The organism is Paenibacillus taichungensis (genome assembly GCF_003287275.1).
Taxonomy (GTDB): Bacteria; Bacillota; Bacilli; order Paenibacillales; family Paenibacillaceae; genus Paenibacillus; species Paenibacillus taichungensis_A.
The window spans coordinates 19003-44109 of sequence record NZ_QEVW01000002.1; the positions used below are offsets into that span (position 1 = coordinate 19003).

The 25107-nt window shown below is 47.4% G+C and carries 28 protein-coding genes; 26 read left to right on the forward strand and 2 right to left on the reverse strand.

The genetic code is table 11. The annotated features are described in order from the left end of the window. Positions 1-40: 40 nt before the first annotated feature. Both DC345_RS02445 and DC345_RS02450 read right to left on the reverse strand, forming a co-directional pair. The gene (locus DC345_RS02445; protein WP_113051763.1) at positions 41-448 is read right to left on the reverse strand and encodes an ImmA/IrrE family metallo-endopeptidase; all 408 of its coding nucleotides are present in this window, start codon (positions 446-448) and stop codon (positions 41-43) included. Positions 449-490: 42 nt separating this feature from the next. Beyond that, positions 491-937 carry a helix-turn-helix domain-containing protein gene (locus DC345_RS02450; RefSeq protein WP_113051764.1) on the reverse strand — a complete coding sequence of 149 codons (447 nt, stop codon included), beginning with the start codon at positions 935-937 and terminating at the stop codon, positions 491-493. Between the two features lie 1020 nt (positions 938-1957). Here DC345_RS02450 and DC345_RS02455 point away from each other — a divergent pair. The 26 genes from DC345_RS02455 (at position 1958) to DC345_RS02570 (ending at position 25075) form a co-directional block, all read left to right on the forward strand. Further along, positions 1958-2440 carry an ArpU family phage packaging/lysis transcriptional regulator gene (locus DC345_RS02455; RefSeq protein ID WP_113051765.1) on the forward strand — a complete coding sequence of 161 codons (483 nt, stop codon included), beginning with the start codon at positions 1958-1960 and terminating at the stop codon, positions 2438-2440. A 95-nt stretch (positions 2441-2535) separates the two neighbouring features. Continuing rightward, a complete protein-coding gene (locus DC345_RS02460; RefSeq protein ID WP_113051766.1) occupies positions 2536-4206 on the forward strand; it encodes a GAF domain-containing sensor histidine kinase in 1671 nt (556 codons plus the stop codon). An 18-nt stretch (positions 4207-4224) separates the two neighbouring features. Next, positions 4225-4947 carry a response regulator gene (locus DC345_RS02465; RefSeq protein WP_113051767.1) on the forward strand — a complete coding sequence of 241 codons (723 nt, stop codon included), beginning with the start codon at positions 4225-4227 and terminating at the stop codon, positions 4945-4947. 182 nt (positions 4948-5129) lie between these two features. After that, a complete protein-coding gene (locus DC345_RS02470) occupies positions 5130-5705 on the forward strand; it encodes an NADPH-dependent FMN reductase (protein ID WP_113051768.1) in 576 nt (191 codons plus the stop codon). Positions 5706-5723: 18 nt separating this feature from the next. Continuing rightward, positions 5724-6194 carry a VOC family protein gene (locus tag DC345_RS02475; protein WP_113051769.1) on the forward strand — a complete coding sequence of 157 codons (471 nt, stop codon included), beginning with the start codon at positions 5724-5726 and terminating at the stop codon, positions 6192-6194. Beyond that, positions 6191-6826 carry a VOC family protein gene (locus DC345_RS02480; protein ID WP_113051770.1) on the forward strand — a complete coding sequence of 212 codons (636 nt, stop codon included), beginning with the start codon at positions 6191-6193 and terminating at the stop codon, positions 6824-6826. Before DC345_RS02475 ends, DC345_RS02480 begins: the two co-directional genes overlap by 4 nt. 147 nt (positions 6827-6973) lie before the next feature. Then, positions 6974-7924 (forward strand): hypothetical protein, encoded by a 951-nt coding sequence (locus tag DC345_RS02485; RefSeq protein ID WP_397333619.1) that lies wholly within the window; start codon positions 6974-6976, stop codon positions 7922-7924. A gap of 593 nt (positions 7925-8517) precedes the next feature. Further along, positions 8518-10371, forward strand: coding sequence for a DUF4127 family protein (locus DC345_RS02490; RefSeq protein WP_113051771.1), 1854 nt, complete (start codon positions 8518-8520; stop codon positions 10369-10371). A 241-nt stretch (positions 10372-10612) separates the two neighbouring features. Beyond that, the gene (locus DC345_RS02495; protein WP_113051772.1) at positions 10613-11773 is read left to right on the forward strand and encodes a matrixin family metalloprotease; all 1161 of its coding nucleotides are present in this window, start codon (positions 10613-10615) and stop codon (positions 11771-11773) included. Between the two features lie 54 nt (positions 11774-11827). Next, a complete protein-coding gene (locus DC345_RS02500; RefSeq protein ID WP_113051773.1) occupies positions 11828-12187 on the forward strand; it encodes a hypothetical protein in 360 nt (119 codons plus the stop codon). Positions 12188-12572: 385 nt separating this feature from the next. Beyond that, positions 12573-13478 (forward strand): hypothetical protein, encoded by a 906-nt coding sequence (locus DC345_RS02505; RefSeq protein WP_146752094.1) that lies wholly within the window; start codon positions 12573-12575, stop codon positions 13476-13478. Between the two features lie 193 nt (positions 13479-13671). Continuing rightward, positions 13672-13860 carry a YqzN/YkzM domain-containing protein gene (locus DC345_RS02510; protein WP_309304309.1) on the forward strand — a complete coding sequence of 63 codons (189 nt, stop codon included), beginning with the start codon at positions 13672-13674 and terminating at the stop codon, positions 13858-13860. Next, positions 13860-15323 carry a phage tail sheath family protein gene (locus tag DC345_RS02515; RefSeq protein ID WP_113051775.1) on the forward strand — a complete coding sequence of 488 codons (1464 nt, stop codon included), beginning with the start codon at positions 13860-13862 and terminating at the stop codon, positions 15321-15323. Before DC345_RS02510 ends, DC345_RS02515 begins: the two co-directional genes overlap by 1 nt. 94 nt (positions 15324-15417) lie before the next feature. Continuing rightward, complete coding sequence (locus DC345_RS02520) at positions 15418-15825, forward strand: phage tail tube protein (protein ID WP_064640174.1); 408 nt, start codon at positions 15418-15420, stop codon at positions 15823-15825. Positions 15826-16005: 180 nt separating this feature from the next. Continuing rightward, positions 16006-16440 (forward strand): phage tail assembly chaperone, encoded by a 435-nt coding sequence (locus DC345_RS02525; RefSeq protein WP_053783415.1) that lies wholly within the window; start codon positions 16006-16008, stop codon positions 16438-16440. Between the two features lie 14 nt (positions 16441-16454). Continuing rightward, entirely contained in the window at positions 16455-16598 is a 144-nt protein-coding gene (locus tag DC345_RS31590) for a hypothetical protein (protein ID WP_162842432.1), read from the forward strand. Positions 16599-16623: 25 nt separating this feature from the next. Next, positions 16624-18417, forward strand: a complete 1794-nt coding sequence (locus DC345_RS02530) for a hypothetical protein (RefSeq protein ID WP_113051776.1) — start codon at positions 16624-16626, stop codon at positions 18415-18417. 54 nt (positions 18418-18471) lie between these two features. Then, positions 18472-19101, forward strand: coding sequence for a LysM peptidoglycan-binding domain-containing protein (locus DC345_RS02535; RefSeq protein ID WP_113051917.1), 630 nt, complete (start codon positions 18472-18474; stop codon positions 19099-19101). Continuing rightward, the gene (locus DC345_RS02540; protein ID WP_113051777.1) at positions 19098-20084 is read left to right on the forward strand and encodes an XkdQ/YqbQ family protein; all 987 of its coding nucleotides are present in this window, start codon (positions 19098-19100) and stop codon (positions 20082-20084) included. Before DC345_RS02535 ends, DC345_RS02540 begins: the two co-directional genes overlap by 4 nt. Next, positions 20077-20487, forward strand: a complete 411-nt coding sequence (locus DC345_RS02545; protein WP_079350979.1) for a hypothetical protein — start codon at positions 20077-20079, stop codon at positions 20485-20487. Before DC345_RS02540 ends, DC345_RS02545 begins: the two co-directional genes overlap by 8 nt. Next, positions 20480-20935, forward strand: coding sequence for a DUF2634 domain-containing protein (locus tag DC345_RS02550; RefSeq protein WP_113051778.1), 456 nt, complete (start codon positions 20480-20482; stop codon positions 20933-20935). The genes DC345_RS02545 and DC345_RS02550 overlap by 8 nt, the downstream gene beginning before the upstream one ends. A gap of 4 nt (positions 20936-20939) precedes the next feature. Continuing rightward, positions 20940-22079 carry a baseplate J/gp47 family protein gene (locus DC345_RS02555; protein WP_113051779.1) on the forward strand — a complete coding sequence of 380 codons (1140 nt, stop codon included), beginning with the start codon at positions 20940-20942 and terminating at the stop codon, positions 22077-22079. Next, positions 22072-22335 carry a hypothetical protein gene (locus DC345_RS31430; RefSeq protein WP_146752095.1) on the forward strand — a complete coding sequence of 88 codons (264 nt, stop codon included), beginning with the start codon at positions 22072-22074 and terminating at the stop codon, positions 22333-22335. The genes DC345_RS02555 and DC345_RS31430 overlap by 8 nt, the downstream gene beginning before the upstream one ends. Next, positions 22295-22885 carry a YmfQ family protein gene (locus DC345_RS02560; protein ID WP_113051780.1) on the forward strand — a complete coding sequence of 197 codons (591 nt, stop codon included), beginning with the start codon at positions 22295-22297 and terminating at the stop codon, positions 22883-22885. Before DC345_RS31430 ends, DC345_RS02560 begins: the two co-directional genes overlap by 41 nt. Then, on the forward strand, positions 22885-24489 hold the full coding sequence (locus DC345_RS02565; RefSeq protein WP_113051781.1) for a WD40 repeat domain-containing protein: 1605 nt from the start codon (positions 22885-22887) through the stop codon (positions 24487-24489). The genes DC345_RS02560 and DC345_RS02565 overlap by 1 nt, the downstream gene beginning before the upstream one ends. An 88-nt stretch (positions 24490-24577) precedes the next feature. Continuing rightward, the gene (locus tag DC345_RS02570) at positions 24578-25075 is read left to right on the forward strand and encodes a phage holin family protein (protein ID WP_113051782.1); all 498 of its coding nucleotides are present in this window, start codon (positions 24578-24580) and stop codon (positions 25073-25075) included. The last annotated feature ends 32 nt before the right edge of the window (positions 25076-25107 follow it).

A 25107-nucleotide genomic window follows, 5' to 3' on the forward strand; every position in this document is an offset into this window, starting at 1 on the left:
AGAGAACTTCACTTGTAAGGAACGTATGTTCTTAAAATGGCTAAAAAAAATGCCGCACTTCACGTGGCAGTCCAGTACGCAAACAAAATTTCTCCAGTGATTCATCCGGCTCTGGCATGACCCCTGAAGTTAGGAGCTGTATGGCAAAGCGATTGGCCTGTCTTTCCAGCTTGCCTGGGGCAAAATAGGAGTGTTCCTCCAGAAAGAAACGGTTGATACCTTTGTGCAATCGGTCATGTCCAAGTTCATGGGCACACACGAAACGCTGCCATTCCGGCGGTAAATCATTGTGAATGACGATAAATCTGCGACGGAGCTTTCGGAAATACAGTCCTTTGGTAGACTTGCCCAGATTGGTGAACCGGATCTGTATTCCAATGGCTCTGGCAATGCTGAAAGGGCAGTTTGTCCGGTGTTTTCGAATCAGCTTTGTTACAATGTCATCCATATCATCTCACCTGCTGCTTTAGTTTGTTCAGCTTGAAATGCTTCATGGGCGCTCGTCCGGATCGTTCGTTTTTTTGCGCTTGTTCATCTGTTTGGCTTCCCAGAACAGACCTGTCAGGACATCCTTGATTCGTTTCTTGTCCTCATCATCCAGCGGGATGCCGTCAAACATCAGATCATCCTCGTCCTCCAGCATCTTCTTAAAGTCTCGACGGTCCTTGTAAGTTGCCCATTCTGGAGCGTCATGGAGCTGACTTGCTGTATTTCCGTTTTCAAGATATCCGGCCTGTTTCATCATATCCGCGTAGGGAATCGAGAGTGCGTCCGAGATTTTGCGGATGGTAGCAGGCTTGGGAACTCCGCGAACCCCATTCTCAATGCGTGAAATTTGCGAGTTGCTGATTCCTGCTGCTTCGGCGAGCTGATTAATGCTGTATCCCTGTTGCTCGCGCAGTTGTTTCAGATAAGGACCAAAAGCGTGCTCCACAATTCATGCCACTCCTTTGATTCGTACAAGTGCTTGAATTATAAAGAAGATAGTTGGATGGGGGAGGTAGATGTGCGTTCTATGCCCGTTCCGGATTCGGATCGTTCTTTTGATCGCTGTTATTCCCGGATTTCCTATTTCATTTTCTAAAGGGAGAAATCCGGGGATAAAGGCGAACGCTTCGCTTCTTCAGAATCGATTCCGTCTCCTTCACTACGTATGCACGTGAACATACATCTAGCCCATCGTCCAAAACGGAGTAGCTTCTTTATAAAAATCAAATGACTTATACGAGGATCTTTAATTATCTGTACTATATCGTATATATACCATTAGGTAAAGGGATATGAAACAATTATGCCAAAAGGTAAAGAAAATGAGAGCGCGGGTTTTATTTTATAGTTAAAACGACCCAAAATGAAGGTTTACGCCGATCCCCAGAAAGTGGTATCCTCAAATAGAAATACGAACAAAATACGAACAAAATGTAAAGTTGAGACAAGTTGGATGAGTGAGAAATGAATTATTTCTGCTTCATAGCTGACTTAAATTGATTCCAAAAGGCAACAGAAAAAACTTGAAAAATGCCGTTACTATTTCAGAGAACTGGATAACTCTAATAAAAGGAGTAGTTTGTATTAATCCAAAAAGCGGTTCAAATCAGCAATAGGTAGATCGAAAAGCTTCTATTCGTCTATTTATTGTACCCGTAAGCGACTGGAACCGAATAATACAAAATACTAAAGATGAGATGTATGCAAGTTTAACTTTTATAGAATGAACTTTAAGTTACGCAAACGAAGAGGACAGAAAAAAGCTGGAGACGCGAAGCTAAAAGCTTTCTGAAAGAAAGCTACTTCGGAAGCATATGCTTCGCATTTATCATCGGATTTTTACATTAGAAAATATAATCAAAAAAATCTGGGGATAACAGCGATCGTAAGATTTTTCTGTCATCGGAGTAGAATATGCGAAGCTAATAGACTTTCATTCTATAACTAATGTTAAAGGAGGAGAATGAATATGGAACTGATGCTGCCCGAATTGGACCGACGCAAAACGCAGACTGCTGTTGAAGCCGCGCTGGAAAAATACCGGATTTATAAAACGATTGCTTTTGAAGAACGAGAGGTAATGGTGACGGCGAGTTACGCCGAGCGTTTCCATGGTGCAACGAATGTGACCGGGGATTCCACGGCCAGAACGGCAATCTATAATGTGGATGTACAGCGCGCACGTCAGGCGTACTGCGATACGATTGATTTTGTGGTATCTCGACTGAGTGAGAAGGAACGTGTACTTGTGAGAGAACGTTATCTGAAGGATGACGATGTATTTGACTATAAAGTGTATAACCATGTGTTTGACCCTCCTGTCAGCAAGGATACGTATACGAAGATTCGGACACGTGCTTTCTATAAAATGGCGCTGGCTCTGTCGGATCGGGGCCTGATTAATATGGAGCCTTTATCTGCATCACGCAAAGAGCGAAAGAAGTTGGGCTAAAGGGGAAGCAAGAAGTTCATCCTTTTATATCCTTCGCTGATTGTATACAATAATTGAAAACAACACTAAGGATCAGTCAAAGGAGAGGAATCCGCATGACGGAACAAGCCGGAATGCAGGAGATGTACACACTGAAGACGATCGCGGAAACGCTCAACACATCCAACGACCTGAATCTGATGCTGGATACGGTACTCGGAAAGTTGTTGGAACTGACGGGATTGACTACGGGCTGGGTGTTCCTGATCGATGCTCAGGGAGATTACTCCTGTGTTGCTGATTACAGTCTGCCTCCTGCTCTGCTGCATCATGACAAGGAGCCGATGCGCTGTGGGTCTTGCTGGTGCGTGAATCGCTTCCGAGACGGGAGATTGGATAATGCCGTCAATATTATTAATTGCAAACGTCTGGAGGATGCCGTCGATCATCAATGGGGAGATACCCATGACATCACCCATCATGCAACGGTTCCGCTTCGCTCGGGGGAGAAGATGCTGGGTCTTCTGAATGTTGCTGCTCCAGGAAAAGAGCATTTCAGTGATAGTGAGCTGGCGCTTTTGCAGGCTGTAGCTTATCAGATAGGTAGTGCAATGGAGCGGATGCGATTATATAGCGCAGAGCAAAGGCGAGCGGATCTGTATGTCAGACTGGGGGAGTTCAGCCGATCGCTGGGCGTGACGGTCAATGATTGCAACAGTGGGGACGATATGGCCAAGACGGTTGTAAAGCTGCTCGGACTACATTACGACTGGCCTTTTGCTGCACTGTTATCCCAGAAGAACGGAAGCTTTATGGTACAGGCGGCTCATGCTCATGGCAAGTCCGAAATGATATCAACATCTGGACTCTCTCCAGAGGTGGAGAATCGCATGTATCGTGTAATCGATTCTCATCGGGCTATGGTATTGTCGACAACGGATATTCAAGATGTTTCTGCCATTTGCAATAATCAGTTCCCTATGTCCGTTTTGGCTTCGGGCTTGGCTGCCCCCATCCCATTAAGTTCTCCTGGCGAAACGGCAGTACTGGTGGTTGGATTGGGCTCGGCCAATGATTTCCTTCAGGCAGATCGTGAAGTTTTCGATGCACTCGCTGAACATATTACAGCCTCGTGGGAGAGTCTGAGACTGGTATACAAACGCCGGGAATTAACCCGACTGGAGGAACGAAACCGACTGGCTCGAGATTTGCATGATTCGGTGAACCAAATTTTGTTCTCCCTGTCCCTGACAGCCAAAGGGGCGGAGAGCATGTTAGCCGGATCACCACAGCTGCATCCCGCTGCGGAAGCGATGAAGGATATACGTTCCTTGTCACAGGAAGCATTGAAGGAAATGCGTGCCTTGATAATGCAGCTTCGTCCGGCCGGTTTGGAGTCCGGTCTGCTCAGTGCATTGCAGGAATATGGTACAGGACAGGGATTGCAGGTTGTTGTACATCGGACGGGGATGCGCTCCTTGCCTCAAAGTATTGAGGAAGGCTTATGGCGTATTGGACAGGAAGCGCTCAATAATGTACGTAAACATGCGGGAGTCCCTTCCGCTGAGATATCCCTCCAGTTAAGCGATCAGGAAGCGGCATTAATCGTTACGGATCGCGGAAAAGGGGGAGCCAAAAGGCGTGAGACTTTGCCTTCCAATTCACTGGGTCTGTCCATCATGAGGGAACGGGCCCAATCGTTGGGCGGCAGACTTGAACTTGTGAGTTCATCCCGTAAGGGAACATCGGTAACGGTCGTCATTCCACTTCCGTCCGAATCTGTATAAAATCAGGGGGAAGAAGACATGCCGATTACGATTTTACTCGCTGATGACCATGCAATGGTGAGGCGCGGGTTGCACGTTTTTTTGTCCACACAACCAGATATGGACGTCGTCGGAGAAGCGTCGAACGGACAGGAAGCACTTGAACAAGCAGAACAATTGCATCCGGATGTGGTATTAATGGATCTGCATATGCCCGTGCTTGACGGGATTGAGACGGCGAGGAGGCTTCGTTCGATCTTGCCTGGAATCCGTATTATCGTACTTACGTCCTTTTCCGATCAGGATCATGTCGTACCAGCCGTACGCGCAGGAGTGAAAGGGTATCTGCTGAAAGATATTGAGCCAGAGGATCTTGCCGCTGCCATTCGTAATGTGCATGCAGGTCAGGTAGAACTTCATCCAGCGGCAGCAGGACAATTAATGCATGTGATGGCTTCGTCTGAACTGTCGATGAATGAAGCGCATGGGCGTGCCAATCCACATACGTCTACTCGGCTTCCAGAGCAAGAGCGGGTTGGGCTGGGAAAGGAAACTTCTCATGGACCGGACATGCTCACCCGTCGGGAACGAGAGGTTCTGGGGCTGATCGCACAAGGATTGAGTAATAAGGAGATCGCCATCAAACTAATCATTACCGAGAAAACGGTGAAAACCCATGTCAGTCATCTGTTGGACAAATTGGGACTGGCAGACCGCACGCAAGCTGCGCTTCATGCCGTTAGAAATGGTTGGGTCGTCTGATCCATTCCGACATATTCTCAGACTAAAGTCGTAGAAACTCAACCCAAAGGTTGAGTTTTTTTGTACTGCAAGTTAAGTCTATCTGCCGACGATTCCGAGGTGTAAGCAAGGTAAGATGAAAGTAGAGAAAGTTGAATCGAAGAGATGGAATGTTTTTATAAAATCGAAGGAGAGTGACATAGATGAATATTATCATTTTGGCAGGCAGTAATCGGAAAAATGCAACCAGTACACGTTTGGGGGAATATGCCGCGGAGGTAATCAGCGGTCAGGGGCATGAAGCCAACTTGTTCGATTTATATCAGACACCTCTCCCATTCTATGCACCGGATGAAAAACAGAATGAAGATCAGAATCTGTCAGATCTGAACACACGGATGCTCGCCGCAGATGCCATTATTCTGTCAACGCCAGAGTATCACGGCAGCATCAGCGGTTTACTCAAAAACGCATTGGATCACCTGAGCCAGGCTCATTTCAGTGGAAAACCGGTATTGTCCATCAGCTCAGCAGGAGGTGCGGTGGGCGTAAGTTCACTTTTGCAGCTGCAGGCAATTATTCGCAATCTGCACGGGATTAACGCACAGGAGTGGATTTCCATTGGTGGTGCACAGCGCAGAAGATTTGAAGCAACGTATGACGGATACGAAGAATTTGAAGGCAGTCAGGACATTGAGGATCGGATCAAACGTGTGATTGGTTCATTTTTGTACCTTGCCGAGACGTTAACTGCAGTACGGAAGTCGTCCGAGAGTTAAGAGAAAGAGGTTTTCATCATGATTAAAGGCATATTTGAGACTCATCTGAACGTAACGGATCTGGAGAGATCCCATCATTTTTATGAACAGATCGTTGGATTGCAGCACGCTTATGGGCAGAAGGAACGTGGGAACTCCTTTTATTGGATTGGCGATGAAGGCAATGCGATGCTTGGACTTTGGCAAAAGGACCCTTCCGAGGTGCAGCGACAGCATTTTGCTTTTCAAGTATCGTTGGAGGATATGAAGCAAGCTGTCACTTATTTGGAGGATAAAGGGATCAAGACGCATAACTTTTTGGATGATGATATTGGTGATTTGTATGTATTTGGGTGGATGCCGGCTGTGTCCGTGTATTTTACCGATCCGGATGGTCATTCCCTGGAATTTATTTCGATGCTACCGGATGAAGCGAAGCCGGAACTTGGCATGGTGCCATGGAGTGAGTGGGAGAAGATGCACGGTCGGGTGAAGGAGGACACAGCATGATTTTTGAAGAAGTCAAATTATATACAGCGCAATTGGAAGACATCAAGTACTTTTATATCAACACTCTGGGGTTGAACATGGCTGAAGAGTCCGAGCATTCCTTCACGCTACAGATTGGATTGACGAAGATGATATTCATGCGAAGTGAAGCAGACCAGAATCCGTTTTACCACTTCGCCTGGATGATTCCAGCGAATCGTTTTCAGGAGGCCAAAGCATGGGCAGCGGCACGTGTCCGTCTAAGTAGGCATGAAGGTGAGGATGAGACTTATTCAACCAGTTGGAACTCGAATTCGCTCTATTTCGAAGATCCTGTCGGTAACATTCTGGAGCTGATTGCTCATCATACCGTTCTTAACGAGAGTGACCGCGCCTTTTCCGAGAAAGATCTGCTGCAGGTGTGTGAGGTGGGACTTGTCACGGAAGATGTGCTTTCTGCGGTAGATGAACTTGAGCAGATGGGATTGAAACGATGGAGAGCGATTAGCGATACCTTTGCCCCTGTTGGGGATGTAAATGGTCTGTTTATTGTGGTGAAGAAGGAGCGAACCTGGTTCTTTTCGGAGCAAAAAGCAAACATATATCCGCTGGAAGTGTTCATTCGTGAAGTCGGGAGACTTCGAATCGGCTAAAATACGCGGAACAGCAGGCAAAACGGTCATATGTACACCATTTGAATCATCTTATAGAAGTAAACGCTTTATAAGGAGTGTTTTGCTAAAAAACTGTTGCTGGTCGTGTGTATATCAGGATTCGCATCGATGAAGGGTGGTGGCATGTTGGATCGACGTTTGTTGGAAGATGGGCTGGCTGTTATTGTGTCCAGTCGGGAGCGTACAGGAGATTTGTGGCACGCCCACTATGGGGCGGGAGCTATTGCGGCTTATTTTTGGGTGCGGGAAAATCGTCTCACTGCCCTTGCGGCGGGCAGTGTTACGGCTGAAGCAAAAGCCATGCTTCGACAGCACGGATTAAATGATGGCTTGACCTCCGGGAATGGAGAGGTTTTGCCAAGGGAAGAGGCCGAAGCGCGTATTACAGCAGCGCTGGATCGAACCATCGGAGAACTGCACTGGGTTGGCCATCAGGCCATCTATGGTGCCCTTAGTTTAAAAGCCATTCGGGAATTGGATGGTTGGGGCACGGAACATGACATGAATCAGATGGTTGAACTTATTGATTCTTTTGAACGAACCATTCCAGGTAGATCCTGGGTAAACACAACGGTGAAAGAAATTCGCAGCTTGAAGTTAAGTGAGGCAGACGGTTTCCCTGATATAGAACGACCGGAACAATTGTCCCGGCTGATTCTGGATGAGCTTGGCGCATTTCGTACCATCTATCAGGCGGAAGCACATCATGATCTGATCGGCCACATGTTAACCTACGGGCACGCGCTTAATATATTATTTGAACTCGATTATCCTGCTTTGTTCCATAAAGGAATCCCGCCTTTTCTCAGGATGGTCAAGGCGCTGCGACTGAGCCGGGATGTGGATGTTGAACAGGAGATGCCAACGCTGCAATCTCCAGTTGACCGTCTGCCATTGATCCGTGCAGAACGCTCTGTTGCACTTCCACACGAACTGGAATACTGGCTCACCGACAGACGTTCCCGCGATTGGCATGGAGGTCATGTGTTCAAATTTCCATTCAGCTTCTACCATCATGCCAGAAACGGAAATTCGGTTCCGGAAAGCTGGGAAAACTTCCGCTATATTATCGCGTGAGCAAATACTTTTAAGAGAGCACAGCCTGAGAAGGTTGTGTTTTTTTATCTTTTAAACCGGGCCAAATTACAATGATAAATAGCATCAGAATGACTATGGATACCAGCATACGTGTGAATTAATCGACCCTTGCGTGGGTGTAGAGTTATTTCACATTAAACAGACATTTAACCGCCGTGAGAGCAACAACAAATAGACATAATCCATACGGATAACCGTCAGCACGACCGATTTAAACATGTAAGATTGTATTATCGGATCAGTAGCAAGTGACATATCCCGATAAGCACATACGCTAATGTACATGCCGGCCAAGGGCCGGTTTTTTTATGCGGTGATTGCACCCCTGCTCTGATCGGGTACTAAAGAAAGACTGAATATATCATTATAAGTTGAATTTAATTTTTACACCAAAACGGAGAGTGCAGAACCAATCTGAAGAAGCGAAGTGTTCGCCTTTAGCACCGGATTTTACCCTTGAACTAAGGGATCAAGAAAATCTGGGGATAAGAGCGATCGGAAGATGGTACTGCAATCGCAGTGACAAGGTGTAACATCTCTAGTTCAACTTATCTAACAGGAGGTTTTAGGATATGAAAACAGTATTGTATGTTCCACTGGATGATCGTCCAGCGAATCTGGATGACGTCGTTGTACAAGGAAAAGCAGCCGGTATCCATATCATTACACCGCACCTGGGTGACATTCAAAATCGTCTGGATTCCGAGAAAACGGTAGAAGGCACCACATTGCTTGGAACGTCTACCCCTACGTATGGGAAACCGTCCAACATTCATGATTTCATTTTGAAAAATGCCGCCAAAGTGGATGGATTCATCATCTCTTCAGATATGTTGGCTTATGGTGGTCTGATCGGCAGTCGTCAGCTTCGTGAAGATGGAGGTGGCACATATCCTAATTATGATCAGGACACCACCCGTTTGCTCGATGTGATCAAAGCGATTAAAGGGAAATATCCACGCAAACCGGTGTTTGTGATGGATACCATTATGCGACTCGCGACCACCTCATTTGCAGATGGTCTCGCATTGGATGCCTACAATGAGTCACGTGCACTGATGCAGCAACCACGCCAGTCTTTTACGGTATTCGAGGATATTGTGAACGGGTACAACCTTTCTCCAGAGTCTACGGAATATGGGGCAACGACGTATTTTAATAAAGAACAGTACTACAACACCAGACAACATAAATTCAAAACCAATCTGTACATTCTGGATAAGCTTGCTCGCAAAGGATATATTGATTTCCTCGCTGTAGGCGTCGACGATGCGAATACGCAAGGCGTTCAGATTAATGAGATTAATTATGTGGAAGCACGGATCAATGAATGGCTCGGTGGGACGGATGGACAAAATCCCGATCGGGCGATTATTCTTCCCGACGCGGATGGCCTGGGTCATGCTCTGGTGGCGCGTATGGCGAATCAACTGCTTCGTGGTGGGAAGAAGACGCGTTATGCGGTGAAATATTTTGGCCCTCATGGTTCCACGATTATCAATACCTACGAATATATGAATGTGCACGAGAATGTAGTGCGTCATGTGGATATTGTTGGTGGTGTGGTTGTAGCGGATTCTGCTTATCCAGAGCCTGATGTGGCAACGGATACAACTTCCGATGTGGAAAATGAAAATAAATTGACGAATGCTACATCTGTAGATGAAGCTTCTTCGTTTGATATGGCGTCTGAGCTGGATCGCATGACGAACCGTCATCCAGGCAAACCGGGTAAAAAACCGGTGGACATTGAGATTATTGCTATTACTGCCCTGGATCAGGTGCAGGCGGCTGTGGCGCAATTGACGAGTAATAGTGAGAAGGGTCTTCCTTCGGTGCTGATTGATTTTGTAGGAAAAGGTCCGGCCAACGTCGATGTAGCTGAAGCACTCCTGAACAGTCCGTATACGGTCCGGGTTCTGGGTTACAGTGCATGGAATACGCCGGGGAACAAAATCGGTATGGCTGTGGGTATGGGACAATCCCGTTATGCACTAATTACAACAGAAACACATGCCCATGCGTTGCGAGATGCCATGAATGCACAGGGTTCGTTGTTGTTCAAACGTTTCCTGAAAGATTATTACTATAAAGCAGTAGCGATTGCAGATATCCGTACGTATTCCAGAGCGCATGCGCTGTATACCAATGTGGCCACCCTCGCGGATCAGAATATGGTGTTGTTTAACTCAGAAGAAGATTATGCTCATTTGCAGACTTTACTCAGAGATCTGATGCAGACCCACACCACGGCACTGGCGGGAAAACCAGCTTTTGCCCAAGGGAACATAGCGATCAAACAAATCTGTAATGGCAAAGCAGCTTATGCGGAGTATTGCAGTTCACTGCTGGAATATGCGAATCCCGATTTCATCTGGGGACGTGCGTTTGAGATTACGTTGAATCCGAAAGTTACGCTGAAATAATCTATTTTTTTATTTGTGTTTTAGGAAGTGAAATGTGGCGAGTCTCATAAATATACTCCGCATTGATCAGTCCATCGTTTAGAAAGATAGGATGTTATCTTCTGTATGATATGATCAGATATTTAGGAATTAATTCATTCTTTTGTTTAAATTAATAAAGAATAGCACTTTTCTACTGAATTTCAATCCGAAAAAATCAGTATAAAAGTGCTATTTTTCTGGATTACGTTGACATATTTACATGTTCAAGGTATGGTTTTTTTGTGGAAAAAAAATCCAACAAAGAGATGGTGGTTGTATGAAATATTTTAAGAAAGCGTTATTAATATGCGGCTTAGGAGGATTATTGTTTAGTAACATACAAGCTTATGCGACTCCAGTAACTGGTTATTCTTGGGGAAGCAGAAATATAACTTATCAAAACAATGGTTCTAATAATTTCTACATAAACATATGGACAAATGCTAGAGATGAATGGAATCTATCTACTGATGTTTTTCTGAAAGCTGGTACGAATTCTAAATTTACTGCGGGCAATAAATCTGACAGTGGCGTTACTTGGGACGGTCTTGCGGAATGGACATTTAGTATTATAACTGGGAACTATTCCACTATGAAAACATGGGTTAATACATACTACACAACGCAAAGTCATTACAATACAGACAATGTAGAGGGTATCGCAACTCATGAATTTGGACATGCCCTTGGGTTGGATCATGCTCCATATGGTAATCCTACAGTTATGACTCCAAATACATTTGAACGTAAATCTTCTGGAACTTTGGTAGATGGGCGTCCAAACAAGTCACCAACTTCATGGGACATAAATACCGTTAATGTTCTTTATGACAATAACTTTGCTAAAGCCCAGAATCCAGAACTTGTGCTAGATGTTCCCGAAAATATTCTTCAAAAGGCTCTGATAACACAAAAAGAGCTGAAAATAAATCATTATTCCTGGGCTATTGGCTATAGCACACTCGAAGCTCGTGCATATGATGCTGATCTTATTGTGAGTGGGATTGTTAAAAACAAACTTAGTCCTCTCATAAAAAATGATGGTGAAACCGAAGAAGCATTTCACCAATCAGAGGTAGCTATAGAAAATGTCATCAAAGGGGAAGGTTCAAAAGGAGATACAATTATTTTACGCCAAATTGGCGGAGAAACGGATACGTCTATTATTTACCATGAAAATTCAACCGAACTCCAAGAAGGTACAGAAGTATTGATGTATCTAAAAAAGATCGATGATAATGTATACATTCCAATTAATGAGGATGAAAGTATCTTTATTAAACAGGGTGTACAATCGCTTAAACCGGGTGACAGTTCGTTTAAAAACCTGTACGATAATCGTTTAGTTACTCTTGATGAAGCTTCGGCTTCTATTAATTAATAGCCAAGTCAAGGCCTCATCAATTGGGGGCCTTAATCTATTCCTGGAGGTAATATGAAAAGAAAATTTTTATATATACCGGTCGTTTCTTTGATTTTACTTTTGATTGGTTGTTCATCTTCCTCAGGAAGTTTTGCTTCAGATAAAATGATAAAACTAAAGGAAGAAGTCTATATTACAAGCAATGACATCATCTCAGAGGAGGAACTAGCTGAACAAGTAGGTGAGATAGAGGTATCCTCGACCAATGAGAGTGATCACGGTGATGGGAACGTTATTAGTTCCAACACCTACAATGTAGGTACAAAACTATTTAAAATCAAAAACGAAAACAGTAAAGATATGATTGCTGTGGAAGACTCTACAGAGAAATACCTCATTGCCTATAATACCAAATACAAAGAAATAAAATAATGTTAATAAGACGTCTTATACTTCAACCAAATGATCGTCTTTTTTCCACCCCAGATGCACCCTTAATCGCACCGAAGTCGTACGAATGACCATCCGCGCTAGGAATGAAAGGGTGTAAGATTATATTATCGGATCAATAGCAAAGGACACACACCGAAAGCGCATACGCTAATGTACAGATCGGCCACAAGGGGCCGGTCTTTTTGTTGCGGTGAATGGTGTCCAGCTATGGCGCCGGTGGAGAACCGTTAGCACAGAGACGTACTGACGATGATTTCCTTTTTCCATTAGCAGATCGGTTAAAGGGGGGGAGTTCGTTGCTGCCAAATTGTCGCTGCACAATGCGGGCAGATCGAAACTTGCAGCTGAAGGGGGCGAAATGAATGTGTCTATGCGTAGTGGGTTAAACAACACCGCCAGCACAGGGCAAATGAGCAACGTCATCAGGCGAACGCTGAAGCAGAAGCTGGAGGCTCTTGTCCCGGCATGGAATGGCCGAGTACAGGATATTCCTGCACCGGGAGAGGTGTTAGCCGGACCCTGTGCCGTGATTGCTTTTGCAGAAGAAGTACCGAAGTCTGCTTGGGCAGGTTATAGGAGGATCATCAAAATCTCTCCATATGCACGTGCAGAAGATGGAGGTGCTGAACAAGTAGAAAATTGGTCAGCAGCGCTGATGGAAGGACTACATCAGGTCAGGCTGGAGGATGAAGAGGGCGGGGCATTTACCTGCATTTATCTGGGTTCTTCGGATGGTGATCGTGTGGATACCGGTTCTGGACTGGTTACCCGCAGCCTGCGGTTCGGGGTGTATGTTCCGGAACCGGTGGAATACATTCAGGCTGAAACCACAGATTCGTGGATGGCTGCACTTCAGGGCTGGACACGAACCCAGCTCGGACAGGAATGGTCCATATATGGGGATGTCTGGCCTGGAGGTTATAAGGCCAAGTCCGTCCTGTGGCGATTGACGGGATGCAATACATCCACCGCAGGGACTTCGGCGCTGGAGGTTCGTAAGCAATGGATTGGGCATGTGCTGGCTGCGAATGTGACAGAGGTGCGTCAAACGGTCACACATCTGGTTGAACAACTGGCTATGCAGCCCCGTATTGCTCTGACGGATACAGACGGTACGCGATATGTGACGGTGGATGAAGTTTCGGCCGACTTGCAGGCAGATGCTTACTTGAACGGACAGATTCGTCTAACGCTGCAGCAGCGTATTCGCCGTCCGGGTACAGAAGTGCCATTGATCCGTGAGATTCACCATAGCAAGGGGTTAGAGTAAGCGCTAGTCGAGAGGAACTCTAGATGGAGTTCCAGATCAGAAAGTCGATATCATACTTTAGCTTCAAAATCATAGGTTCATAGTTTCGTAGGTTCATAGGGACAAAAATTCATAGGTCAAAATTATGGTGCAAAGATCAGGTTCAACGAATTCAGTAGTCAAACAATGAGGTGAGATGGTCATGGCAAGCTCAGTGAAAAAAAACAAACAGGCTGCTCCGCAATATACGCGGGCCGAGCTGATGAATCATGCCGAAGCCCTCTTTGCCGTTAAGGCAGAGGTGCTGTATGGTGCGCTGTATGAAGCAGCGCAAGAGACGTTTTCCATTGAGGAAGCGAAGGAACGCATCAACCAATTTATGAAAGCGAAGGTGAAGGGATAATGGCAGGCGGAACTTGGGAGCAAACGAATCGTCCGGTACTTCCGGGCTTATATATGAATTTTCAGGCGGCAGCGTCTTCGGCCATTCAGGCTGGTAATCGGGGAACGGTGGTTGTGCCGATCAAGGCAAACTGGGGTCCGGTAGGTACTTTTGTTGAAGTTGGCAGTGAAGCTGCAATTGAGCGTATTTTCTCGGCGAATGCCCTGGATAACGGGACAGCCTATACATCCTTGAAACTCGCCCTGCTGGGAGGACCGAAGAAGCTGCTCGCTTATCGGGTAGCCGGAGAATCGGCGAAAGCAGCGACTCTTACGCTGAAAGACAGCAGTGATGCAGCCGTTCTGCAACTGGACGCCAAGTATCCGGGTGACCGAGGTAACGGGTTCTACGTCACCATTCAACCTGGTGTCATTGATAATACAAAGCATGAAGTGCGCTTGTTTGAAGGCAACCGGATGCTGTATGCACTGCTGACTGCGGATATTTCGGCAGCGTCGCTGGCGAAAAAGATCAACGCGGATGAAAGCAACATTTGGATTAACGCGCAGGCGATTGGCGATGGTACAGGTGTCGTTGCAACCGTTGCGGGAGCGGCGTTCAAAGGTGGTGCAAGTGGCAACGATGGACTGACCAATGCGGAGTATATCGCCGTGCAGGGCGCGCTGGAAGGTGAGCAATTTGACGTTTTGGCACTGGATCATGCGGCGGATGCGCCTTTGCTGGCGAGCTTTGCAGCATGGGTGAAACGTGTACGCAATGAGGGGAAACCCGTGATGGCTGTATTTGGCGGTTCTACGGCGGATGACACCTCTGTTACCGCAGCACAGAAGGCGGCGGCACGTTCACTCACATTGAATCATGAGGGTGTAATCAATGTTGGTACGGGTGTGCGCTTGGGAGATGCATTCTACAGTTCGGCGGAAACGTCTGCTTATGTCGCGGGTCTAATTGCCGGACAACGTCTGAATGAATCCACCACATACGCACCTTCTCCGTTCGATGACGTGACGCGTCGCTGGACTCGTGCAGAACAGGAGCAGGCGGTTCAAAACGGCGTATTTATTTTCTTCCATGATGGACGTCAGGTGAAGGCGCTTCGCGGAGTAAATACACTCGTGACCCCTGCTGCAGGACAGAATAATGCCTGGAAAAAAATCCGTTCCATTCGTGTGATGGATGCAATTAATACGGATTTGCAGCGCTCTGCTGAAGATACGTATATCGGTAAAGTGAACAATACGGAAGAGGGCCGTCAGGCGCTAATCGGTGCGATGAAAGCCTATTTGGCGCTGCTTGCACAGGGTAATGTCATTGAAGCTGAGGGATACGATGTCGCTCTCGACCCGGCTTATTATGGTGCTGCACCAATTCTCAAGCCAGAGGCAGATCAGGTATTCCTGCAATGGAACGTGAAGCTGACGGATGTAATGGAGCAGCTGTTTGGAACGTTTTACGTGCAATAAGGTTTTTGTAGGAGAAAATGGTGTTTTAAAAGAAACTACTGTTCGTTGAACGGATGCTATATACGATATTTTCTAATCTCAAGGAGGAATTGTCATGTTGGATGCGTCAAGAGTCATTCTCGGTACTCATGGTCAGCTGCATATCGATGGTGTGTGGCAGACGAATATTAATAAGCTGGAGGCCAGCGTTGAAATTGAGAAGCGTGAGCTGAATCTGGTCGGCAACGACTGGAAAGTACACAAGAATGGTGCGAAAAAAGGAACAGGTACGATGACGGGTTACAAAGTCACTTCGGACATGATCCAGCGCGGTTTTACCAAGTTCCAAATTATCTCGAAGGTGGACGATCCAGAATCCTACGGACATGAGAGTGTCCTGTTGAAAGGTTGCATGGTGGACAAAATCCAACTTGCTAACTGGACAGCGGGTGAGGAAGTACCGGAGGAAACAAGTTTTACATTTGAAGGATTTGAATTGTTGAACCCGATTGTAGCGAATTAAAATGGAATGACTTCAAATTTCGGAAAGGCCTCGTAAGCTACTTGTCTAATCAGGCGAACGGGCAACGTGACTTAACAGAAGCAGGATACACAGGCAGGCCGAGAAATTCTCGGTCTCTTTGTTGTCCCTGAATATGGAGATATTTTAACCAATTGTGAAATGAGAAGGAGATCGCACCCCATGAGTATGAACGAGAATATGTCTGAAGAACAAATTTTGGATCAGTTGTTTGAAGCAGCAGAACGTTTGCCGGAAGAGAATGTACGCATTCAACGTTTGGATCTGTTGCTGACCCTGCGTGGATTGACGTCCTCCAAAGTGGATCAGATTCGCGAACGCTGTACGATTCGAAAAACAGTCAAAGGCCGCACTGAGGAAAAGGTGGATACCGAAACATTTAACGCGCTGCTGATCTCTGAAGCAACGGTGAAAATGAATGTACGCGGACTCGAACTGTCCGGCTGGGGAGACAACCGTATTACTGGACGCATGAAACTGTCCGGTGGGGAACAGGCAGTTCGCCGCATGCTACTCGCGGGTGAGCTTGATGCCGTTGGCGACAAGGTACTTGAGCTGTCCGGCTTCGGTGTGGAGATTGAAGACCTAAAAAACTGATTCACTCCGGCGGGATGACCACGTTCCTGTACCACATGTGGGTTCGTCATCATCTACGGCCCGGAGAATTCTGGTCTTTGCCACGCGGGGAGCGCTCGCTGTTGATTGCTTTCTCGGAAGAGGAAATGGCAGCGATCACCTCGCAAATGAATCGATAACTAGATCGGACAGGAGGTGAGAGAAATGGCAGAAATGATTGTGGGTTTGTCCAAATCAAACGCGGAAATGCGAACGACCATCCGGTATCTGGATCAGATCCAGCGTTCTACAGAACGGCTGGGCAGAGTACGCTATCAGAGTTTAATCAGGGTGAACAATGAGCTTAGAACAACTGGGCGCAGGTTGGAAAGCATCTATAGCACGGCTGTGCGATTGAGTAGGTTGCGGATTACGCCCAAGATTGGATTGGATGATCAATTGAGCCCGGCACTGGACCGTGCATTAGCGAAACTGAATAGTTTCCGTAACCAGATGGTGAAGGCTTCGGGAACGGTTTCGGTAGAGGTGAAGCAGAAGGTTGAAGTGGCGATGGGGAAATTGAGTCCGGCATCGAGCGGGCCTTCGCTGTCTCTGAACATTGGGAACAATAATAATACGGTAAAGAATGTGGCGAAGGAAGAAGATGCTAAGGGATTCTGGGGGAAAATGCAAGAAGTAGTACAGAACGTAAATGATTATCTAGATGCAGCAAATAATGCAACTGATTTGATTGGAAAGCTTAAAAATAAGTTCGGAGGATCCAAGGGAGATAAGGGCTCTGCCTCCCAATGTTGCTGCTGCTCCGGCGGAAGTTTGGTAGGAAGGCTTTCAAAAGGCGGAGCTAAAGGTGGTAAAACCAAAAGTGCAGGTGGCAGTGCTAAAACTGTAGCCGCAACAGAGGGAGGAAAAAAAGGTCCTTACAAGAGTGGTTCCAAGTCCTACCAAGAACGTGCGACTGCAACTGTGAAAACGCCTGCTTCCGATCCTACGAAAAAAATCATAACCAACATCTCTGATGCTGAACAGAAGAAGCTGAAAGTGGACTTTGATCAAAAACTAAATTCTAATCGATTCGGCTTCAGCGCAAATGCGCCCTCAGGGTCGCCGATGTCCAATATGTCTTCGGGTAATGGTTTGTTCAGCAAACTGAGCGGGGGACTCGCGAAGGGAGCGGGTAAACTTCTTGGACCAATTAGCATGCTAGCCGATGTAGCGAATGTTGCCACTGCTCCTCCAGAGGAACGGAGCAGAGCAGTCGGATCCATGATCGGTGGAACTGCTGGTACCGCGATTGGTAGCGCCATAGGCAGTTTTATTTTACCTGGGATCGGCACGTATATTGGCGGTGCATTAGGTGGATGGGCCGGCAGTTCCGCGGGAGGCTGGATCGGGGATAAGGCCAAAGATATTGGAAACTTCATGTCTAAGGCCACAGAAGGTGCAGGCAAAGCATTGTCGACTGCAGCAGATTTTGTTTCTGAAAAAACGAAGAACATGGTGAGTGGCATATCCAATTTCTTCGGTTTTGGTTCCAAGAAAGAAGAAAAAACCGTCTCAGCAACAACGGTTGCTAACCCAACTCCAGTGCCTACTGGTCCATCGATGCCCCCGGCTCATATTCCATCTGCGCTCACCATAACTGGGCCTATGGCTTATGCGAACAGCATGGGCGGTCAATCCACGACTGCCGCTCTTATGGGAACAAGTGTGATGCAGTCCCAGGCGATGGCGCTCGGCAATGGAGCTCAGACGAATGGCAAATCGTCCACGATGACGGTACAAATATCCGAAGACCAGATGAGTAGTCTGTCCGGTTACCTAAAGGATTTTAAAACCGAGACGACCAACCAGATCTCCGTAAACGTACCACAAGGAGCTGTGCAGGTGACCGTCCGTGAAAATGCCATTGATTACGATGCCATCTCACATCAGGTTGGAATGAGATTTGCAGGTGAAGTGCGCCGTGCGATGGAGAATCGCAAAACCATTATGGCCTAAGCAGAAAGGAGGCCGTTGATGACTGTATTTAAAGATAACGTGGAAGGTGTCAAAATGGAATTTACCCTGATCGACGGGAAAACGAAGTTTCAATTTCCGGTGAAACCGGAAGAACTGACGATCTCCCGATCCAAGGGATACGAAACGATTAATATGCTGGAGTATGGCGAGTTTGATTTTGCACAGGGGGAGAAGGTGAAGGAGATCACCTTCTCTTCTTTTTTTCCAAAAGAATATGATGCGTCCTATTGCATGTACGAGCCTTTGCCTGATCCGCGTGTAGCGATGAATATGCTGAATACGTTTCTGGTATCGAAGAAGCCGCTGCGCTTCATCATTACTAACACGGGGGTGAACGTGCCCGTGTATCTGATCTCGCACAATACGACCTTTCGAGGCGGTGAGAGCGGGGATATTTACTTTGACATTACGCTGCGAACGTGGCGGGATTCCAAAGTGGAGAAGGTTGGCGGTGCAACATCTGCGAGCAAGTCGGGTTCTCGTACGGATCTGAAAACGAACAGCAAGACTTACACCGTCAAATCTGGCGATTCTCTGTCCAAAATAGCAAAGCTTGAGCTGGGCAGCAGTTCCAAATGGAACGAGATTTATAAGCTCAACACAAAGACCATCGGCAGTGATCCAAACCGGATTAAGCCAGGACAGAAGCTGGTGATGCCATGACCTACAAAGTTATTGTCGACGACAAATATGACATCACCAAGCTGGTGGAGACGATTACGCTGAAGGACTCGCTCGACCAGATTGCCTATCAAGCCAACATCCGGCTGGCGGTGTCTGTATCTTCAGGTCTGCCTGCGATATCACCGGGTATGGCGGTGCGGATCAGCGGGATTCCTTTTGGCGAAAAATCAATGGTCCACTTACTGCACCCCGCCGTCATCTGGGAAGTAGAAAGCTCGAACAGCGGCACCAAGCGACTGTCCCTGACCGTCTACGATCGGATGATTTATCTGGAAAAATCGGAGGATGAGTTCCTGCTTCCGAAAGACCAGACTGCCACGCAGCGTCTCAAAACGTACGCCAAGGAATGGAAAATTCCATACGCCGCGCTGCCGGATACTAAAACGAAGCTGAGCAAAGCGGTGTATCGGTCGCAGACGATTTTTTCGATGATGTTTGCCGATCTGAAGGAAACGGTGAAGACCGGTGGGGATATGTATCATCCGCGGATGACGCCGGGCGGGTTGCAGTTGTTCAAGGTGGGCAGTAATGCGAAGTTGCACGAGCTGGATCGGCTGATTGATCTGACCCAGATGCGTACGCTCGAAGGCGCGGTCACCAAAGTTAAAGTGATGGCCGCCTCCGAGTCCGGCAGCGGCAAAGATGTTCCTTCCAAAGTGCTCGCGATTGAGCAGGCTGGTGTAGCCGAGCTGGGCACGCTGCAAAAGCTGATCGAGGACGATCAGGTCAAAACGGCGACTGCCGCCAAGAAGCTGGCGAAAAGCCGTCTGACGGGTATTCAGGAGACCTTTACCGTATCTGCACCAGATGTGAATACGATCCGTGCCGGAGATGCGGTGCTGCTCAAAGGGCTGAAACTGATCGTCATGTCGGTCAGCCGTGATCTGTCTGCCGGACCTGGAAAGATGACGTTAGAGCTGGGGACAGCCGAGCTGGTGAAAAGGAGGTTTTACCTTGAATAAAGATGATCCGTATGGGCATTTTGCCGAGGTCATGCGCGGCGCGATGAGTACCCATACCCGTCAGGCCGTGAGCGGCATGGGCGCGGTGCTGGGAACGATGACTTCATCCGGCGTAAAGCTGGATGACTTCAAGCACGAAGTGCAGGACTATCTCGTGGCCGAGTTACCGGGCACGCTTGGGTTGCCGGAGCGCGAGGCTGCTGGCGCGATTTCCGGTATACCTGACGTGGCAAACGGCGGAACGACGGGCACGGGACGGTTTCTTTTGCAAGAAGAGGAAGTGGAAGAAGCAGTGTGGTCTCTGGGGAAAGGGTTGAAGGCTGGAGATCGTGTGCTCGCGATGCGGGTGAATGGCGGTAACGACATTGTGGTGCTGTGTAAGGTGGTGAGTGCGAATGCCTAGTTTGTTCCCGGAAACGGGTGTGGTCTGGGGAGATGAAGAAGATCTGTCGGAGGCGACCTCGGAAGAGATGCAATTTGGACGGAGCTGGCGATTCGATTACGATGCGGGGGATTTTGTGCTGACTCCAAGTGGCAAGGTCGCTGTAGCAGATGCGCATGAGGCCTGGGTGCAATGGTGCATCAAAGCTGTGAAAACGCCGCGGTACAGACATGTGATTTACTCCCGAAACTATGGCTCGGAGCTGGATGAGCTGGTGGGTCAGGGTGACAGCCGGGGCGTGATGGAAAGTGAGATTACCCGGATGGTTACGGAGACACTGCTGGCTGATCGGCGCACGGATTCGGTGGACCAGTTTACGTTTGATTGGGATCGGGAGCAGTGCGTGTTCACATGTCGTGTGGCGAGTGTGCAGGAAGAGATGTTTATTCTGGAAAGTGAGGTGATCTGACGGGATGGCTGAGATTCCGCGCTATTTGGAGGACCAGACGGAGGAACAGATTATGCAGCGGTTGCTGGATCGTCTGCCCGCGGATCTGGATAAGTCGGAAGGTTCTTTTCTGTGGGATGCAGAGGCTCCGGTTGCGTTTATGCTGTCTGAGGCGGCTTTGTGGGCGCAGGAATTACTTCGGCGGGGGTTTGCAAGTACCGCGGCGAGCAATGATCCGAATTTCCGTTCGGAAGAGTTGGATCTGCGGGCGGGAGAGCATGGCCTTACGCGTCGGGCTGCGGTGGCGTCACAAGGTGCAGTGAGGTTCATGGGTACTCCGGGTAAAGTGGTGCCTGAGGGTACAGTTGTGGCTACGTTGGCCGATGAAATCTCTGGCGAGGCTTCGCTCGAATATGAAACCGTTGGTCGTGTGGAGCTGGGAGAAGATGGTCTGGGTAGTGTTGGCGTGCGTGCGCTTGTTGCCGGAAAAGAGAGCAATGTGCCTGCGGGCACGGTAACTGTGCTGTCCACGCCAGTGAGTGGCGTTACGTCTGTAATTAATGTTGAGGTGATCAGAGGCGGTGCGGATATTGAGGCAGATACGGCGCTGCTGGAACGCTTTTATGCCAAAGTCCGCAATCAGGGGACAAGCGGCAACAAATCGCAATATGTGCAATGGGCCAGTGAGGTACCAGGTGTGGGTGCAACGCGGGTTATTCCCTTATGGCAAGGGCCGGGTACGGTGGGGTTGTATTTGCTGGATACGGACAAACGTGCTGCGGGTACCGATTTGGTAGCCGCCGTGCAGAAGTACGTTGACCCCACGCAGGATGGACAGGGTGAAGGCGTTGCACCGGCGGGGCCAGTGGTGTCTGTGATGCCGGCAGAGGAAGTGCCGATGAACGTTCAGGTGAAGCTGACGCTGGCAAGTGATGCGACTCTCGTCGATGTGCAGGCATTGATCGAACGCGGGGTGACTGCGTATCTGAAACAGTTGGCTTTTGCCGATCCGCTTGTGCGCTACACTCGAATTGCCGCAATCCTGCTCGACATTCCGCCCATTATCGACTATTCGGAGCTGACCGTGAACGGTGTGAGCGATCAGAATATCGAGATGACAGCGAGTCAGGTGGCGGTGCTGGGGACGGTGGATGTGCATGAGTAGTGTTGTTGAGCAGATGTTGGATACGAAGTGCGGATGTGGGGGCAGAGGTAATGTGGGACATTGGGAATGTTCTGACTATGCAGCATCCGGTTCAGCTGGAAATGAAGTAAGTGGTGGGCCAGAAGAGTGCTTGGGTCGTGAGGTAAGCGGCTCGGGAACTGAGCATTTGAGCGAAGCGGTTTGCATCGATGTGGAAGGAAAGGAGGATGCAGGTCATGAGTGCACCTTCTGCTGTACATGTTGGACTGACGAGTGAGAAAGGGCGGGAGCTGTTCTCGTATTTGCCGGGCTATTATGAGACTTCCCGCGTGATGCAGTCCGATATGCAATCCAAAGGAACCGAGATGGATCTGCTGTATCAGGCGCTGGATGAAACATTGGATCAGTTCTTTGTTCGTACGGCGACGTGGGGACTGGACTTCTGGGAACAGGAGCTTGGTATTGAGACGGATCGTCTCAAACCTGTTGAACAGCGGCGTGCCGTGGTGGAATCGAAACTGCGCGGGGCAGGAAAGTTCTCGGGCAGGCTGGTTGCAAATGTGGCTGAGGCTTATGCCGGGGGCAAGGTGGATGTAACTTTTCAGCTGGAAGCATGGAGTTTTACGGTGAGCTTTGTGGATACGATGGGCATCCCGCCGAATATTGATGATCTCAAACGCGCAATTGATGAACTGAAGCCAGCCCATATGATCGTGGAATATGAGTATCGCTATATGATTTGGGACGATCTGGACAAGAAGCAGAAAACATGGGATGAACTGGACGCCGCGTCCTTGACGTGGAATGAACTGGAGGTGTGGGCGTAATGCCACAAGAAACAGATCGATTGAAATTGCCTCTGCCCTTGGGGAACGAGAATGTGACCCGGGAGAGTATTAACGGGATTTTTGAAAAGATTGATGCTGGTGTTGCTACAGAAAAATCTCTAAATGACGTTAGGTTAAGCATCTTATCAGATTATATTCGGCAACCTGCATATGCAGTAACGACAGGTGTTGCGTCGGCCTATATTGTAACCCTTTATCCTACGCCCGATATGTTGCCTGATGGATTTGGAATAACTATTGTACCGCACGTAACGAATGAAACAGGAGTAACACTTAATATTAACGGACTAGGAGCAGTTCCTCTTAGAAAACAGAATGGAACCCCTTATGCTTCAGGAGATCTGCTTAAAGGTAAACCTTACAGTTTCAGACGTGTAGGGCAAGATTTTTTAGCAGATAATGGCGAGCAGGAGGTGATAAACAGAACAACTCGTGTTGAGGTTGAGTACAATGCAGATGTAAAAAAAGGTGATGTTCTAGAAATAGTCAGTATACCTACACTCTCAAAAGTGGAGACTGACCCCATTGTAAACCAGGGAGGATATTCACAGGTAAGCAATGATAGAAAAACATTTATGACTTATGGGTTTTATAGTGGACCATTTTATGGGCTTTACGGAATTGGGGAGAACGGATCTTTATCAACCTCGTATAATATTTTACCACCCTTAGCTTCTAGTGAGACAATAGCGGAAGCTTCTCTTTGGGGGAATTACCTTGCTGTAACACTGTATGCGTGGAAATTCGCTATATATAAAAGATCTGGGGCTACTTATACTAGATTAGCAAATTTATCAGTACCACCTGATGATTCTTATCAAGTACCGTGTTTTTCCGAAGATGGGAACTTTCTAGCTGTTTCTACAGCAAGGGGCGGTTGGTATATCTACAATAGAACCGGGGATAACTTCAATAAATTGGAAGATAATAATGATATTCTAAGTATAGGGCATAGTTCGAAGATGCGGTTTTCACCTGACGGTAAGTTTTTTATCATTGCGAGAAATAATCGACAAGGATTTTACCTTTTCTCTATAACTGGGAACACTTTCTTACGTACTCACTCATGGGATTGGACTGGTGCTGATGGTACTATAAGTGATATTCGATTTACTCCAGATTCAAGATATTTTGTCCTTCTCACTAGCTCTGCTGATAATGGGCCATACGTATTTTCAATCTCCAATGAGGGTAGGGCTGTAAGAGCCCAAATTGATACAACGTTAGCCAAATACATGAAAAGTTATCGAGGTGATATATCACCTAATGGGAGAATGATGATTTGGGATGCTGTAAATAGTACAGGTGTTGCACAAATTATGAATATCAACGGTTCTAAATTTAATGTTTTTCCTGCTATAAAAACGCCTTCTTACATCACTGGTATAAGTTTCTTAACTGATGAATTAGTAGCATTAACTCATTCTGAGCAACGAGTAACGTTCTATAGAATAGGTAGTAAACGTGTTGCACAACCTGTTTTAAAATATGATAGTTTACTTAGTGCTATGAGCTCTGGTTTGGCTTATGCGTTAAGTGAGGGTAAAGCTGGGGAAATACACACAGTCATGCAAATACTTTAATTGTTAATGATTTATTATTATTCTGATTAAAGGGGCTTTTTAAGAGAATATAAAGTATTTAATTTCTATACTCAAAGGAGGTGAAACCATGGAACGATGGGATACCTTATGGAAATGGCTCCTTGCACTCCTAACCAGTTCAGCAACCTACTTCTTCGGTGGCTGGTCAGGCGTACTGGGTGTACTACTTGTTTTCGTCATCCTCGATTACCTAACCGGCATCGCGGCAGCGGGGATGACTGGCAAGTTAGAAAGTAATGTCGGCATGTTCGGCATTGCCCGAAAAGTATTTATATTTGCAATGGTATCGGTGGCTCATCTGGTGGACGGTGTTCTGGGAGACGGACATTTGTTCAGGGATGCGGTCGCTTTTTTTTATATCGCTAATGAGCTGTTATCTATTATTGAAAATGGAGGCAAACTGGGAGCACCGATTCCGCCTGCGATTCGGCAGGCCATTGAAGTGCTTAAGGGTAAGGGAGGAACCGGGGACCTGCCCGGTAACTTCTCCCCGAGTACCAAAGACTCTTTTTCACATGTAGATCCAAATGATACAGATCCACAAACAAGAGATGGCACGAAGTAGCTCACCATAGCCATCCAAACCTACCTTTTACC